Origin of the sequence: Pseudomonas sp. TYF_14 (genome assembly GCF_043105275.1) — a bacterium.
In the GTDB taxonomy this organism is placed as follows: Bacteria; Pseudomonadota; Gammaproteobacteria; order Pseudomonadales; family Pseudomonadaceae; genus Aquipseudomonas; species Aquipseudomonas alloputida.
Genome location: NZ_JBICLK010000034.1, coordinates 168,763 through 184,162, shown reverse-complemented (window position 1 = coordinate 184,162; position 15,400 = coordinate 168,763). Strand labels below are relative to the sequence as shown.

Below are 15,400 nucleotides of genomic sequence, written 5' to 3'. Positions count from 1 at the left end.
TTTTAGCGCTCGCTGATGGCTCGCAGGTTATCCGAGGTGAAGAAGTCGCGCTTCAGGCGAGGGTTGCCACTGTCTTCGGTGATCCAGCGAATATCGTGTTTGCCTGCCCCGATCGAGGTCATGTCGAAGAGGTAACGACCATCGGCCAAGTTGTACTGGACCTGGGCCTGCACGTCGCAAGCGCCGGTCTCGTAAACGGGAATCGAGAACCCTTCACGCACCTTCCAGATCTGCCCTTGCTTGTCGAAGTCGACGGCCAGCAGCGGGTTCCAGCTGTCCTCGTCGATGTAGAACATGCGCTTGGGCGCCTGGTGGCGCATGCCTTGGCGGACATTGGCCTCGACCACCCAGACGCGATGCAGCTCATAGCGACGTGACTGCGGCGCGATCGAGTCGTTGCCGGCGAACGCTTCTACCTTGGCGGCGGTGTCGTAGGCACCGAAATCGTTGTAAGGTACCAGCAGCTCCTGCTTGCCGATCAGCTTCCAGTCGAAACGGTCCATGGTGCCGAAGAAGACGTTTGCCTCGTCCACGGTGTACTGGTTGTCCAGGCCGATCTGAGGCGCGTCGTAGGAATATGAGGGCATACGGCGCACGCGACGCTGGCCAGGGAAGTAGTAGAAGGTCGTGGCCTGCTCGCCGGCCACAGCCGTTTGCACGGCGGACTGACCGGCCAGCGCAGCGGGCGCCAGATAGTTGAAGAAGGTCGCGTTTTCCAGGCGGCCGTAGGACGAGAAAAGCGCACTGCCCTTCTTGCCCCAGGGGGTCAGGAAGAAGGTGTCGGTCGACTGGCGCAGCCATTCCCCGCCCTTGCGAGGAGAAATACCTGAAATGCTCCGGGGGATTTCAACGCCAACGCCGCGATAGCGCATCTTCATGTTCCACATCACCTCTGCACCGGTAGTGGGCATCGGGAACGGGATACCCGGAACATGGGCTTCCTCGAGGGCAACGCCAGTGGCGTCGAGCTTGGCGAAGCCCACGTTCTGCCGCGTGTTCTCGGCCACGAAGTTCGGCGCATCACAGGTACGGCGGGTCGGGAAGACCTCCATGCGATAGCCTGGCACCTTCTTGAACAACTCCAGCTGGGCCGGCGACAGCTTGCTCGCGTATTGCGCCACATTGCTCGAATCGATGCTGTACAGAGGCTTGTCGCCCTTGAACTTCCAATACGCCCCGCGCACCTGGCCGTAGCTCCAGCCCGCCCCCTGCGGCCCTGGCGCAGCCCAGGCCGGAATATCCCCGCTTGAACTGGCAGCGCTCTCGCCCCCCAGCGGCGTCAACTTCGCGCCCAGCGCCTCGGCCCCCTGGGGCGCAGCCTGTACCGAACAGATCGCGGTCGTGGCCGCAAGGGTAACCAGCAGCTGCCTGAAAATACGGCGGGCGGATACGACACCTTCCGACCGTGCAGTGACTTCTTTCATTGGAGGATCCTCAAACAAAGGGCTTGGACCGGCTGCTCGACCCTTCGGTGGAAAGATCGGCGCCCGCTACATCCTGATCACGCGACATGATCACTTGACCATGTCACGCGATCAACACGCAAGCCACATGCCAGAATGCCTGAAAGGTGGATTACATGAGACAAATCAGCTGGTTGGAATTATTTATCGGCTAATACGCGACTGGCGCCTGCACCTTACTGGGAAGTAAGGAAACATGTGTTACCAAAAGATGCTTTTTAGTAGTGCACCAAGTGAACAACTCGCCACTTATCGCGCCGAAACCAATATACCTTTCGCTTATTCAACCCGATTATCATCACGAATGATTCGCCCATAAAAAAACCGCCCCTGGGGGCGGTAAAAAAGCAGGCTTTCGCCCGCCATGGAGTAATAACAGCTATAAAGCAAATCATCCCACCAGCAATTGAGCCCTACCCCACAACTTAGCTGGGATTGAGCACGGCATGCGAGGGCAATTTCCTTGAGCGCTGAAGTGCCCCATAGGCATAAAACAACTGCACAATCGAATAGGACCAGGTCAGGAAGGCACAGGTCATGAAGATCATCTTGGTATCATCCCCCGGGATCGGGAAGAAGTCATACCGCAGCGCGATCGTCAGCCCCGCCGCCCCTCCCAGCAAGGTGGCCAGCGCGTGCAGCGACTCGCCGGCACGTACCAGCCGCCAGATAAAGTAGACCAGAAACAACGTGTACAACGACCACATCAACACATAGAAATAGGGCAGCAACTCTTTAAAGCTCGTCGACAGGTAGTAAAGGGCAGTCGCGGCAAACGCGGCCAAAAACAATATCACGTCCTTCACCGGCGACGGCTTATAATTATGCGTCACGGCCATCAACCCGAGCGTTGCAATAACCGGCACGCCGACCCCGCGGGAAAACGCATCCAGAAAGATGGCGACTTTATAATTGGCTTGCCACCCCGTGGCGATGAACGTCGTAAAGTTTGTTGCGGAAATACCGACAATCAAGAACTCCACGCCCAACAAATAATTCTTGCGCCTGATAAATGCAACACCATAACCCAAGCCACTCATCACCAGCAGCACGCATGCGATCAACGCAAACAAATCTATGAGTTCCACGATAACAGCCTCTGTCAAAAGGGTCGCGCCGTAGTTCTGCACGTACGGGCATAGAACACGCACATCAATTGCAATCAGCCCTTCCTGGCCTTGTCTTTACGCACTTTTCTATCGGTCCAGTCATCCAGCAACTTGGCCGCCGCAAAGGCAGCGTGTACGGCGCACCATTGCAAGGGTTCAGGCAGCAAGGACGGCGTCTTGTGTTGCAGTGCTGCCAGCAGCTCAGGCGCCTGGCCGTTGATATGCTCGGCAAACAGCTTGCCGATCAACGATTGCGTGCCCAGCCCGTGGCCCGAGCAGCCGGTGGTGTAGTAAATATTCTGTTTCGCGCCCATGGCACCGATCACCGGCAGGAAGTCGTAGGCGCCACTGACGTAACCACTCCAGCAGTGCTTGACACCAAGGCCTTGCAATGCCGGATAGCGCTCGCGCAGTACCTGCGCCAATGCCGCATAGGCGCCCTGGTCCGGGACATTGGGCGTCTTCGAACCGTAGGCATAACCTAGCTTCTTGACGGTCAACACCATCGTGCCGTGTGCCGTCAGGCGGTGGCTCTCCATGGTGTAGTGCGGCGTGATGATCCCTTCCCGCCCTTGCCAGCCGAGGGCAGCCAACTGCTGCGTCGACAGCGTTTGGGTTTCGATTGCCGACACCCGAATCGCCGCGACCTTGTTGCGCAACACCCCCAGCTGCGGGGTATAGGCGTTGGTTGCCAGCACCATCACCGGGGCGGTTGCACGGCCATGGGCAGTCTTGCAGGTAATGACCGGCCCTTCGCTGAAGCTCAGCAACGGCGTGCGTTCGTAGAGCTTCACCCCCGCCTCGATGGCCGCGCGCCGGAGGCCGCCGATGTACTTCCCTGGATTCAAGGTGCCGCCACATTGCTCGGCGGCGAACAGAAACGCAGGGGGGATGCCCCGCGCACGCATCTCGGCACCTTCGACGAAGCGGCTCGTCGCCCCCAGTGTCTGACCCAGCGCCATGTTTTCCCGCAAGCGCTTCTCCTGACTGGGATGAACACCTGCCCGGAGCACGCCCGAAGGGTTGTAGTCACAGTCGATACCCAAGGTTTTGAATCGACCTTCCACGTAGGGCACCGCCTCGTCATAGAACCTGACGAACTGCGTGGCCTGCTCCACGCCCACCCGTTTGACGAACATATCGTACTCGATGCCCATGCTGCCCAGCAGGTAGCCGGCATTGCGGCCACTGGCACCGAAGCCGGCGAATTCCTGTTCCAGCACGATCACATCCGCCCCGAGCGCCTTGAGTTCCAGCGCGGTCGACAGCCCGGCAAAGCCGGCGCCGATCACGATCACATCGGCCTGCGCGTCACCTTCGAGGGTCGGCTGCAGATCAGCCGGTCGCTCTACCCATCCCCCCAGACCGCGAAACTTCAACGGTGCTGAGTCACCATCGGCCGCATTGTTCAAGGCATTCATTCGCGTCACTCCCAGAATTATCAGAAGCCTTTACCCGGCTCGGAGAATGCCGGCATGCCCAGGAGTTCCTGCGGGTCGCGCATCTGGCCATCGATTTCCACCCACCCCAGCAGCGTCGAACTGGCACTCCAGCCCAGCAGGCGTTGCATTTCGCTCGGGAGCTGGCGAACACGTTCGACGGGAATGGACAGGAAGTGATTCTCTTCAAGGCGCAGGAAGGCCAGGTCGTAGGCCATTGTCAGGCCAGTACGAGGCGCTGCCGTCGTGTTGGCGCCGCCGCCGTGATACACCGAGCCGATCCACAGCAGCGCCGAACCTGCCTTCATCTGCGCGGCGACGGTTTCTTCCTGGGTCGGCATTCGTTCGTCATCCCATTGATGGCTACCGGGGATGACGCGCGTCGCACCGTTTTCCTCGGTGAAATCTGAAATGGCCAGCATCATTTGCAGCCTGGCCTCACGCCCATACTGCGGGTGCCGCCAGAGCGAAGTGGCATCGTCACGGTGCAGGGGCTGGAGGCCTTGGCCCGGGCCAATCTGGATCGCCTGGGTGAAGCTCAGTTGAATATCAGGCGCCATCTCGATGCGGTCGCTGCCCACCCAGACATGGGTAGGGGTTTGCAGGATCTGCCTGGCCGCGCCAAGGAACAGCGGGTGCAATGCCACCTCCACGGCGGTGTCGCTGCGCCCAATGATTCGGGCCACACGGCGGGTCTGGGTGCCGGCGAAATATGGATCGACACCACAAGGCGTGACCTTCAGGTAGCTGTCCAGTTCTTCGGTGAGGGACTTCAGCGTTGCCGGCGAAACAAAGTCGGCAATGATGACGCCGCCGTCACGCCGAATGATGTCCACCACCTGCTCGATCGAGGCATCGCTGCTGACTGTGGAGAGCGCTCGTGTATCCATCTGCTTTCTACCTGTCTGGTTTTGTCATTGTTCTGCCCACCGAGGCCGGGCGACTTGGGTGGTGAACTCATCATCACCGAACATGGTCACTTGATCAAGTCATTTGATTTTCATTTTTCGTACCTTCCTTTGCCCATGCGGTATGGGATTGCATCGACTCATGGATTGAGGCTTGACCTTGCGCTAGCATTCGTCACCGTCAACGCCGGGCCAAGGGGCCGGCGGCAATACCGAAAAGGGAGAACGCTCAATGGCTCGGATTGGTGCTGAAGAGCGCAGGCAGGACTTTATCGAGGCCACCGTGAAGGTGATCGCGGAACATGGGGTGGCCAACGCCACAACCCGGCGAATCGCTGCGGCAGCAGATTCGCCGCTGGCATCGTTGCACTATGTCTTCCACACCAAGGACGAGCTGTTCTATGCGGTCTACGAGTCCTTGATCAACATGCCGCAACAATCGTTGCAACACGTGCCGACAGGCGCCACGGCGGCGGAATCGGTGGGGGAAATGTTGCGCCAGCTGGTCAACTGGTTCACCGCTCATCCTGAGATGGCGACCACGCAGTTCGAACTGTTTTGCTGGAACCTGCGCAACAACCCGGAGATGGCAACCAAGATCTATGCCGTTTCCCTCGAAGCGGCCCAACAGGCCATCGTGAAGGTCACCGACGGCGCACTGGACCAGGCAGCACTGACCACTATCAGCCGCTTGCTGATCAATCTGTTCGACGGCCTGATGCTCGCCTGGTCCGCTCACGGCGACCGTGCACGCCTGGAGGCCGAGACCGAGACCGCCTGCCAGGCAGTCAAGTTGCTGGTGGCCAGTTACTGAGGCCCCACAGGATTCGCCGTGCTGCGTCGCTGCACGGCGATCCCCTCCCCCTCCGGCTCTGAAAGCCGCAGCGCCCCCCTTCGAACGTTCCGATGACGATATCTACCAGACTGACCCAGTCTGATCGTTGATCGGCGAAGTAACAGGTGCAAATCATCCTGAAATAGCAGTGACGTGGTGCATTTTGCACCTTGCCCCACCCTTCCTGCGACCTTATTCTGAGTCAAATGATCAAGTCAAAAGATCAGTCTCTATAACACAACAATAGGAGGCGACATGTCCTCTCACACTGCTCTTCCGGTTGAGCCGCTCGATGTTCTGATCATGGGAGCCGGTGTGTCTGGCATCGGCGCGGCGGCCTACCTGCGACGCAATCAACCGAACAAGACCTTTGCCATTCTCGAGTCCCGCGAGCGCATGGGGGGTACCTGGGACCTGTTCCGATACCCCGGCATCCGCTCCGACTCGGACCTCTACACCTTCGGTTTCGACTTCAAGCCCTGGACCAAGGCCAAGTCCTTGGCGGACGCCGCGGATATTCTTGAGTACCTGAGCGAAGCCATCGACGAGCACCAGCTGGCTCCCTTCATCCAGTACCAGCAGAAAGTCATCTCGGCCAACTGGCAAAGCGACAAGGGCTTGTGGTCGGTGCGTGTCGAGGATGGCCGCACGGCGCAGATCCGCACGGTCGAATGCCGCTGGCTGTTCAGTGCAGGCGGTTACTATCGCTATGATCAGGGCTTCAGCCCCCGGTTCGAAGGCAGCGAACAGTTCAAGGGCCAGATCATCCATCCGCAACACTGGCCGGAAGACCTCGACTACACCGGCAAGCGCGTCGTGGTCATTGGCAGTGGCGCAACTGCGGTAACCCTGATCCCGGCCATGGCCGACAAGGTCGCCAGCATCACCATGCTGCAGCGCACGCCCTCCTACATCATCAACCAGCCCGCCAACGATGGGGTTGCAGCGTTCCTGCGCAAGGTCCTGCCCGCGCAAACCGCCTATTCCCTGACGCGCTACAAGAACGCCAAGATCACCCTGGCCTTCTGGGGCTTCTGCCAGCGCTTCCCCAAGCTTTCGAAGAAACTGCTGCTGTGGCTGACCCGCAAGGAGTTGCCGAAAGACTACCCGGTCGACGTGCATTTCAACCCGCCCTACAACCCTTGGGATCAGCGCCTGTGCTCGGTGCCCGAAGGCGATTTGTTCAAAGCCATCAGCGCGGGCAATGCCGACATCGTCACCGATCATATCGAGCGGTTTACCGAGCACGGTGTATTGCTCAAGTCAGGCAAGATGCTCAAGGCCGATATCATCGTCACCGCCACGGGGCTGAACGTGCAGCTGTTCGGCGGCATCACCCTGCACAAGGACGGCAAACCGGTCGTGCTCAGCGAGACCCTGGCCTACAAAGGCATGATGCTCTCCGGTGTCCCCAATTTTGCGTTCGCGGTGGGCTACACCAACTCATCCTGGACCTTGAAAGTCTGCCTGCTGTGCGACCACTTCTGCCGCTTGCTGGGCTTGATGGAGCGCGAAGGCTACAACGTCTGCGAGCCCAAGGCGCCGGAAGGCGTCGAAACCCGCCCCTTGCTCGACTTTGGTGCCGGCTACGTACAGCGCGCGTTGGACAGCATGCCGCGCCAGGGCCCGCGCGAACCCTGGGTGATGTCGATGGATTATTTCCGCGACGTCAAACTGCTGCGCCGTGGCGCGGTGACAGACAAGTGCCTGAAGTTCACCGCAGTACCCACTGCGCCCTTGCACGCCGATGTCCAGTTGCAGCAGCAAGGTAGCCGCCGATGAGCACCGATCGCTTCTGCGAGCTGGCAGGCGAGCGCAGGCTCTGCTATCGCAGCCATGGCCATGAAACCGCCCCGGCAGTCCTGCTCATCGTCGGCCTGGGGCTGCAACTGACCTACTGGCCGCAAGCGCTTATCGACGGCCTGGTCGAGCGGGGGTTTCGGGTCATCACGCTGGACAACCGTGACGCGGGCCGCTCGTTCTTCACGGATGTGGCGCCCCCCACGCCCCTGCAGCAGTTCCTGCGCAAGCGCACGCCCGGCTATGACCTGGGGGACATGGCCAGCGACGTGATCGGGCTCATGGACGCTTTGCATCTGGAAGCGGCGCATGTGGTTGGGATGTCGATGGGCGGCATGATCGCCCAGACACTCGCCGCGCGTTACCCCGAGCGCGTCAGCACGCTTACCTCGATCTTTTCCACGACAGGCTCACTGCGCGTCGGCCAGCCGGCGCTTAAAGCCCTGTTCAAACTTCTGCGCCGCCCACCGCGTAACCAGCACGAAAGCGTTCGCGACTACGTGGACATCATGGGGCTGATCGGTTCGCGGCTGGAGTGGAACGAGCCGGCCTTGCGTGACTACGCCATGCAAGCCTGGCCGCGAGGTGGCGGTGAGGCCAGCAACCTCGGCACCGCCAGGCAGATCGGCGCGATCATCAACTCCGGTGACCGTACCCAGGAGTTGCAGCGGATTCGCTGCCCCACGCTGGTCATTCATGGCGACAAAGACCTCATGGTCGCCACCAACGGCGGGTTTGCCACGGCGTCGGCGATTCGCGGCGCCAACCTGGTGCTGCTGCCCGGGATGGGGCATGACTTGCCGACGTGCCTGTCGGGCACGCTGCTGTCCCTGCTGACGGGGCACATGCGTTAGCACAGATTTTCTTTTAGGGGCCCGTCGCTTGGTCGCCCCTCTTTTTATTCCGCTGGAGCCTTTTCGCAACAGGTTTACGCAAGACCCAAAACAACAACATTCAGGCCCGTGCGTAACCGCCAGGCCCACATTACACGCCCGAGCCGTTAAACACGGCCAGGCGCGGATGCCCCTCCACTGCCCTTTCGACAATGACAACAATTGAGCAAGAGGTACGTATGGAATTCAAGTTTCTACTCCCCAGCAAAATCGTGATGGAACCGGGCCTGCGCGAGCGCACCGGTGAACACCTGCGGCAACTCGGCCTGGCCCGCGTGTTGATCGTGACCGATGCCGGGGTCAAGGCAGCAGGCCTGCTGGACAGCGTCTACGCCAGCCTCGACAAGGCCGGTATCGCCTACGAGGAAGTGGCGGACATCAAGGCCAACCCGCGCAGTGACGACATCAACCACACCGCCCAGCGCTATCGGGGCACGGGTATCGACGGCCTGCTGGCCGTGGGTGGCGGCAGCGCGATGGATGCGGCCAAGGCCATCAGCCTGCTGCTCACCCACGACGGCCGTATCGAGGACTACGAAGGGTCGTTCACGCTTACCCATGCCATCCCGCCCATCGTCGCCATCCCGACCACGGCCGGCACCGGCAGCGAAGTGACCTGCTTCTCGGTGATCACCGACACCGCCCGCCACTTCAAAATGAACGTGCTGGACTATCGCATCGGCCCGGTGCTGGCATTGCTCGACTCCCATATCACCGACACGCTGCCGCCGTCGATTGCAGCCGCAACCGGCATGGATGCCCTGACCCATGCCATCGAAGCCTACACCTGCCGCGTGGCAAACCCGATCAGCGACGGCCTGGCGCTGCATGCCATCCGCCTGATCAGCCAGCACCTCAAGGCGGCCGTGCAGGAGCCCGACAACCAGGCGGCCCGGGAGCAGATGCTGGTGGCCAGCCTGATTGCCGGCATGGCCTTCGGCAACGCCGACGTCGGCAGCGTGCACTGCATTTCCGAAGCCATCGGCGGCATGTACGACACGCCCCACGGTGTGGGCAACGCGATCTTCCTGCCCTTCGTGTTCGGTCACAACCGTGATGCCGATATCGTCCGCCATGCCCAGGTCGCCTACGCGTTGGGGATCGACCCCACGCTGTCTCCGGTCGATGCCGCCGAGGCCGCCGTCGGCCATCTGTTCCAGATGAGCAAGGACCTGGGCATCCCCCGCTTCGCCGAGGTCAAGGGCGTGCGCGAGGACGATTTCCTGACCATCGCCGAAAAGTCCAAGCAGAACTTCTCCGACGCCAGCAATGCCAAGGCGATGTCCGTAGCGGCCTACCACGACATCATCACCACCGCTTACCACTTCGTCGCGTAAGAGGGCACCGTCATGAGTCAGTCAACCTCCGGCGCCTCGTTGAGGCGCAGCCTGGGCCCGTTTTCCGTGCTGCTGTTCGGCCTGGCCTTCCTGGCCCCGCTAATCGTCTTCGGCACCTACGGCGTGATCACCCAGGCCAGCGGCAACACCACGGCCATGGCCTACCTGGTCGCAGCCACCGGCGTTGTGTTCACGGCCTTGAGCTATGGCCGACTGGTCAGGGTGTTCCCGGTGGCAGGTTCGGCCTACACCTACACCCGCAAGATGCTCAATGCCAACCTCGGATTCATGGTGGGCTGGGCCGCCCTGCTGGACTATTTCTTCATCCCGATGCTGATCTGGCTGCTCGGCGCCAGCTACCTCAACATGGCGTTCCCCGAGGTGCCCCAGTGGGTGTGGATCACCGGCTTCATCGTCTCTACCTCGCTGCTCAATGTGCTCGGCATCCAGGTGGCCAACCGCTTCAACGTGCTGTTGATGGTGGTGCAACTGGTCATCATCGCCGTGTTCATCGGCCTGTGCGTGCACTACATCGTGGCGGCCAACGGCCCTGGCGGGCTGCTGTCGGCCAAGCCGTTCTTCAACCAGGACGTGCCCTTCGCCACCAGCATGGCCGGCGCCGCCATCGCCGCCTACTCGTTCCTGGGCTTTGACGCGCTGTCCACGCTGAGCGAGGAAACCCGCGACCCTGGCCGCACGCTGCCGCGCGCCATCCTGCTGGTCGCCTTGATCGGCGGTTCGGTCTACGTCGGCTCCTCGTACTTCATGTACCTGGCGCACCCCTCCCCCACTTTCGAGCTTGTGGACGGGGCCGCCTTCGAGATTGCCCGGATGATCGGCGGCGACCTGTTCTTCGCCGTGGTCCTGACCGGGATCATCGTCGCCCACTTCGCTGCGGGGATGTCATTCCAGGCCAGCGTGGGCCGGCTGCTCTACGCCCTTGGCCGGGACAACCAACTGCCCCGGCGGCTGTTCGGCGCGCTGCACCCGCGCTACAAGACCCCGGCCTTCAACATCTTGCTGTGCGGTGTTTTCGGCACCGCCGGGTTTGGCCTGACGATCGCAACCGCGACTTCCCTGGTCAACTTCGGCGCCTTTCTCGCCTTCACCGCCGTCAACCTGTGCGCCTTGCGGCTCACCTTCGATGCGCGCGTCAAGGACGGCGCCGGGTTGCTGCGCGGGGTGCTCTTTCCGCTCATCGGCCTGGTCACGGCCGGGTGGATGCTGGTCAGCCTGGATAAAGACGCCCTGATCATGGGCGGTTGCTGGCTCGGCCTTGGGCTTGTCTACCTCGCCTGCCGGACCAGCCTGTTCCGTAACCCGGTCCCCGACGCCCTGGTATAGCCCCCTCTTCCCATCGAACGCTCTGACGACAATCACAAGGCAGGCCACAGGCCTTGCCGCTCAATGACGAGATCGACATGCAAACAAAACTGCTGATCAATGGTGCCCTCGTAGCCGGCGAAGGCGACCACGTGGACGTCTACAACCCCTCCCTGGGCCGCGTCCTGGTACAGACCCACGAGGCCAGTCATGCACAGGTCCATGCCGCAGTGCAAAGCGCGGATGCGGCCTTCGAAGCCTGGTCGCAAACACCGCCCAAGGACCGTGCGGCACTGCTGCTCACCCTCGCCGACCGCATCGACGCCCAGGCCGCGGTGTTCGCCCGCCTGGAGGCGGACAACTGCGGCAAGCCGTTCACGGCCGTGCTGCAGGATGAACTGCCCGCCGTGTCGGACGTGTTCCGCTTCTTCGCCGGCGCCGTTCGCTGCCTGCAAGGCTCGGCGGCGGGCGAGTACATCCCGGGGCACACCTCGATGATCCGCCGCGACGCGGTCGGTGTCGTCGCCTCCATCGCGCCGTGGAACTACCCGTTGCTGATGGCGGCGTGGAAGCTCGGCCCGGCCTTGGCCGGCGGCAACACCGTGGTCCTGAAGCCCTCCGAGCACACCCCGATGAGCACCTTGAAGCTGGGGGAACTGCTCGCCGATATCTTCCCCGCCGGGGTGGTCAATATCGTTCATGGGCGCGGCGCCACGGTGGGTGAGCCGCTGACCAGTCATGCTCTGGTGCGCATGGTGTCGCTGACCGGTTCCGTACGTACCGGAAGCCGCATCATCGAAGGCACGGCCGACAGCGTTAAGCGCATGCATATGGAGCTGGGGGGAAAAGCCCCCGTGCTGATCTTCGACGATGCCGACATCGACGCCGCCGTCGAGGGCATTCGCGCCTTCGGCTTTTACAACGCCGGCCAGGACTGTACGGCCGCGTGTCGCCTCTATGTGCAGAAGGCGGTCTACCCGGAGTTCGTTCGCAAGCTTGGCGAAGCCGTGTCCAGCATCAAATGTGGGTTGCAGGATGACCCGGCAACCGAAATGGGCCCGCTGATCACCCAAGAGCACCTGCAGCGTGTCGAGGGCTTCGTCAACCGGGCCAGGGAGCAGCCCCATATAGAGGTCGTCACGGGCGGCAAGCGCGCCGCAGGTCCCGGGTTCTTCTTCGAGCCCACGGTCCTGGCCGGCACCCGGCAGGAAGACGAGGTGGTGTGCCGTGAAATTTTCGGCCCGGTGGTAACGGTCTCGCCCTTCGAGGATGAGGCCCAGGTACTGACCTGGGCCAATGAATCGGACTACGGCCTGGCCTCTTCGGTGTGGACCGCCGACGTGGGGCGGGCACATCGCCTGGCCGCCCGCCTGCAGTACGGCTGCACCTGGGTCAACACCCATTTCATGCTGGTGAGCGAAATGCCCCATGGCGGCGTGAAGCTGTCGGGGTACGGCAAGGACCTGTCCATGTACGGCCTGGAAGACTACACCCTGGTCCGCCACGTGATGTTCAAGCACTGACCGCCCCACGACACCCCATCATTGCAAGAGGTTATGCATGAACAACATCGAAACGTTCGAAAGGCTCGAGTCCAACGTGCGGATGTACTGCCGCGACTTGCCGCTGGTGTTCGATACCGCCCAGGGCAGCAAGATCCGCGGCGAAGATGGCCGCGAGTACCTGGACTTCTTCGCCGGCGCCGGCGCCCTGAACTATGGCCACAACGACCCGCGCATGCGCGATGCGTTGATCGCCTACCTGTCGGCCAACGGCGTGACCCATGCCCTCGACCTGCACACCACCACCAAGCGCCAGTTCCTGGAGTCGATCGAGCGTGACCTGCTCAAGCCACGAGGCTGGGACTACAAGGTGCAGTTCACCGGCCCGACCGGTGCCGATGCCGTCGAAGCGGCATTGAAGCTGGCGCGCAAGGCGACCGGGCGCACCAAGGTCGTCTCCTTCTACGGGGCTTACCACGGCATGACGGCCGGTGCGCTGGCGGTCACTGGGAACCGCACCCGCCGAGGCCCCGGGCTGTCCAACGACGTGGTGTTCGTACCGTACGAAGACAGCCCTTACGGTGAGTTCGACAGCATGGGCTTCCTCGAGCGGCTGGCCAACGACCAGGGCAGCGGATCGGAACTGCCAGCCGCCGTGATCGTGGAGTCGGTGCAGATCCAGGCCGGTGTCTACCCGGCCTCCAACCTGTGGTTGCAGCGTTTGCGCCAATGGACCCGCGATCACGGGGTGGTGCTCATCTGCGACGAGATCCAGGCTGGCTGTGGCCGCACGGGCGACTTCTTCGGTTTCGAGCGCTCCGGGATCGTGCCGGACCTGATCACCTGCGCGAAATCCATCGGCGGCTTTGGCCTGCCGATGGCGATCGTGTTGATCCGCGCCGGGCTGGATGTGTGGCAGCCGGGCGATCACATCGGCACGTTCCGCGGCAACCAGCTGGCCTTCCTGACCGCGCAGATCGCGCTCGGCTATTGGCGCGACGAGCAGTTCCTGAAGCTGCTGACCGACAACAGCGCGGCCATGACACGTGCGGTTGCCGGCTTCGCGGAGATCCCGGGCGTCGCCTCCGCCCGCTCGCGCGGCATGATCGCCGGCATCGATTTCGGCCGCGGCAACGTGGCCTTGGCCAAGGATGCCCAGCAGCGCGTTCTGCAAGCGGGCGTGCTGGTCGACCGCTGCGGCCCGAATGGCGAAATCATCAAGCTGATGCCGCCGGTGAACACCCCGACCGACCAGCTCGAACAGGGCCTGAACGCCTTCGGCGAGGCGGTCGCGGCAGCGCTTCGCCAGTAACTGCAGGGTCCAGGCGTGCACCCGGAGCGGACACTGGGCGCACGCCACCTGCTCACCTGCGGGCAACCCTCGCCCTGCGACAGGAACATGAGCCAATGAGCACCCACTCTTCAACCGTTCAGAACGATCTGGCGGCACTCATTCATCCCAACACCAACCTGGCCCAGCACCGAGAGGTCGGGCCACTCGTGATCGCCAGAGGTGACGGCGTCCGGGTCTTTGACGAGCAAGGCAATGCCTACCTCGAAGCCATGTCGGGCCTGTGGAGCGCGGCATTGGGCTTCAGTGAACAGCGCCTGGTCGATGCTGCCGTCGAGCAGTTCAAGCAACTGCCCTACTACCACAGCTTCAGCCACAAGACCAATGCGCCTGCCGCAGCGCTCGCCGCCAAGTTGGCAGCGCTGGCGCCGGGTGATCTGAACCATGTGTTCTTCACCAACTCAGGTTCCGAGGCCAATGATTCGGTGGTGAAAATGGTGTGGTACGTGAACAACGCACTGGGCCGGCCCGCCAAAAAGAAATTCATCTCTCGACAACAGGCCTATCACGGCGCCACCGTCGCCGCAGCAAGCCTGACCGGCATCCCATCGATGCACCGTGACTTCGATCTGCCGGCCATCCCGGTTCATCACCTGACCTGCCCGAACTTCTACCGATTTGCTCGGCCAGGAGAATCGCAAGAGGCCTTTACGGTCCGTCTGGCGAACGAACTGGAACGCTATATCCTTGCCGAAGGGCCGGAAACCATCGCCGCGTTCATCGGCGAGCCGGTAATCGCGGCAGGTGGCGTGATCCCTCCTCCCACAGGCTACTGGGCGGCGATCCAGGCGGTGTGCAAACGCTACGACATCCTCGTGGTGATCGACGAAATCATCACCGGCTTTGGCAGGCTTGGCACAATGTTCGGCTCTCAGCTGTACGGCATCCAGCCCGACATCATGGTGCTCTCCAAGCAGCTCACCTCCTCATACCAGCCGCTGGCGGCCGTGGTGGTGTCCGATGCCATGAACGATGTACTGGTGAGCCAGAGCCAGCGCCTGGGGGCATTCGCCCACGGCCTGACCTGCACGGGCCACCCCGTCGCCACGGCGGTTGCGCTGGAAAACATCCGCATCATCGAAGAGCGCGATCTGGTCGGCCATGTGCAGCACCTGGCCCCCGTGTTCCAGCGCCACCTGCGCGCGTTCGAAGACCACCCGTTGGTTGGCAACGTCAGAGGCGTCGGGCTGATGGGCGGGATCGAACTGGTTGCCGACAAGGCCACCCGCCAACCGTTCGCCCAGCCAGGGACGTTGGGCGGCTACGTGTTCAAACAGGCTCACAAGCATGGGCTGATCATTCGCGCCATCTACGACACGATCGCCTTCTGTCCTCCGTTGATTACCACCCAGGACGATATCGAGGCGATCTTCAGCGCCTTCGAGCGGACGCTGGCTGACGCGACGGATTGGGCGCGCTCACAGCACCTGCTGTGAGCAA

12 protein-coding genes are annotated in these 15,400 nt (G+C 62.2%); 8 read left to right on the top strand and 4 right to left on the bottom strand.

Annotated features, from left to right (window positions below; translation table 11 throughout):
• Nucleotides 1-2: 2 nt before the first annotated feature.
• The 4 genes from ACF8O8_RS11375 to ACF8O8_RS11360 form a co-directional block, all read right to left on the bottom strand.
• Nucleotides 3-1,424, bottom strand: a complete 1,422-nt coding sequence (locus ACF8O8_RS11375) for a DUF1329 domain-containing protein (protein ID WP_392509704.1) — start codon at nucleotides 1,422-1,424, stop codon at nucleotides 3-5.
• Nucleotides 1,425-1,888: 464 nt separating this feature from the next.
• Nucleotides 1,889-2,536 carry a hypothetical protein gene (locus tag ACF8O8_RS11370; RefSeq protein ID WP_392509721.1) on the bottom strand — a complete coding sequence of 216 codons (648 nt, stop codon included), beginning with the start codon at nucleotides 2,534-2,536 and terminating at the stop codon, nucleotides 1,889-1,891.
• An 89-nt stretch (nucleotides 2,537-2,625) separates the two neighbouring features.
• Nucleotides 2,626-3,993, bottom strand: a complete 1,368-nt coding sequence (locus ACF8O8_RS11365; RefSeq protein WP_392509703.1) for an NAD(P)/FAD-dependent oxidoreductase — start codon at nucleotides 3,991-3,993, stop codon at nucleotides 2,626-2,628.
• A gap of 20 nt (nucleotides 3,994-4,013) precedes the next feature.
• The gene (locus tag ACF8O8_RS11360; protein WP_392509702.1) at nucleotides 4,014-4,901 is read right to left on the bottom strand and encodes a phytanoyl-CoA dioxygenase family protein; all 888 of its coding nucleotides are present in this window, start codon (nucleotides 4,899-4,901) and stop codon (nucleotides 4,014-4,016) included.
• Between the two features lie 250 nt (nucleotides 4,902-5,151).
• Here ACF8O8_RS11360 and ACF8O8_RS11355 point away from each other — a divergent pair, with 250 nt between their 5' ends.
• The 8 genes from ACF8O8_RS11355 (at nucleotide 5,152) to ACF8O8_RS11320 (ending at nucleotide 15,396) form a co-directional block, all read left to right on the top strand.
• On the top strand, nucleotides 5,152-5,733 hold the full coding sequence (locus ACF8O8_RS11355; protein ID WP_010953715.1) for a TetR/AcrR family transcriptional regulator: 582 nt from the start codon (nucleotides 5,152-5,154) through the stop codon (nucleotides 5,731-5,733).
• Between the two features lie 276 nt (nucleotides 5,734-6,009).
• Nucleotides 6,010-7,536: a flavin-containing monooxygenase gene (locus ACF8O8_RS11350; RefSeq protein WP_392509701.1), complete on the top strand. Its 1,527-nt coding sequence runs from the start codon at nucleotides 6,010-6,012 to the stop codon at nucleotides 7,534-7,536.
• Nucleotides 7,533-8,408, top strand: coding sequence for an alpha/beta hydrolase (locus tag ACF8O8_RS11345; RefSeq protein WP_350297748.1), 876 nt, complete (start codon nucleotides 7,533-7,535; stop codon nucleotides 8,406-8,408). The genes ACF8O8_RS11350 and ACF8O8_RS11345 overlap by 4 nt, the downstream gene beginning before the upstream one ends.
• Nucleotides 8,409-8,626: 218 nt before the next feature.
• Nucleotides 8,627-9,784, top strand: a complete 1,158-nt coding sequence (locus ACF8O8_RS11340) for an iron-containing alcohol dehydrogenase (RefSeq protein ID WP_392509700.1) — start codon at nucleotides 8,627-8,629, stop codon at nucleotides 9,782-9,784.
• A gap of 12 nt (nucleotides 9,785-9,796) precedes the next feature.
• Complete coding sequence (locus ACF8O8_RS11335; RefSeq protein ID WP_010953711.1) at nucleotides 9,797-11,128, top strand: APC family permease; 1,332 nt, start codon at nucleotides 9,797-9,799, stop codon at nucleotides 11,126-11,128.
• 77 nt (nucleotides 11,129-11,205) lie between these two features.
• Nucleotides 11,206-12,630, top strand: a complete 1,425-nt coding sequence (locus ACF8O8_RS11330) for a gamma-aminobutyraldehyde dehydrogenase (protein WP_392509699.1) — start codon at nucleotides 11,206-11,208, stop codon at nucleotides 12,628-12,630.
• Between the two features lie 37 nt (nucleotides 12,631-12,667).
• Nucleotides 12,668-13,921 (top strand): aspartate aminotransferase family protein, encoded by a 1,254-nt coding sequence (locus ACF8O8_RS11325; RefSeq protein ID WP_392509698.1) that lies wholly within the window; start codon nucleotides 12,668-12,670, stop codon nucleotides 13,919-13,921.
• A 95-nt stretch (nucleotides 13,922-14,016) separates the two neighbouring features.
• Entirely contained in the window at nucleotides 14,017-15,396 is a 1,380-nt protein-coding gene (locus tag ACF8O8_RS11320; RefSeq protein ID WP_392509697.1) for an aspartate aminotransferase family protein, read from the top strand.
• The last annotated feature ends 4 nt before the right edge of the window (nucleotides 15,397-15,400 follow it).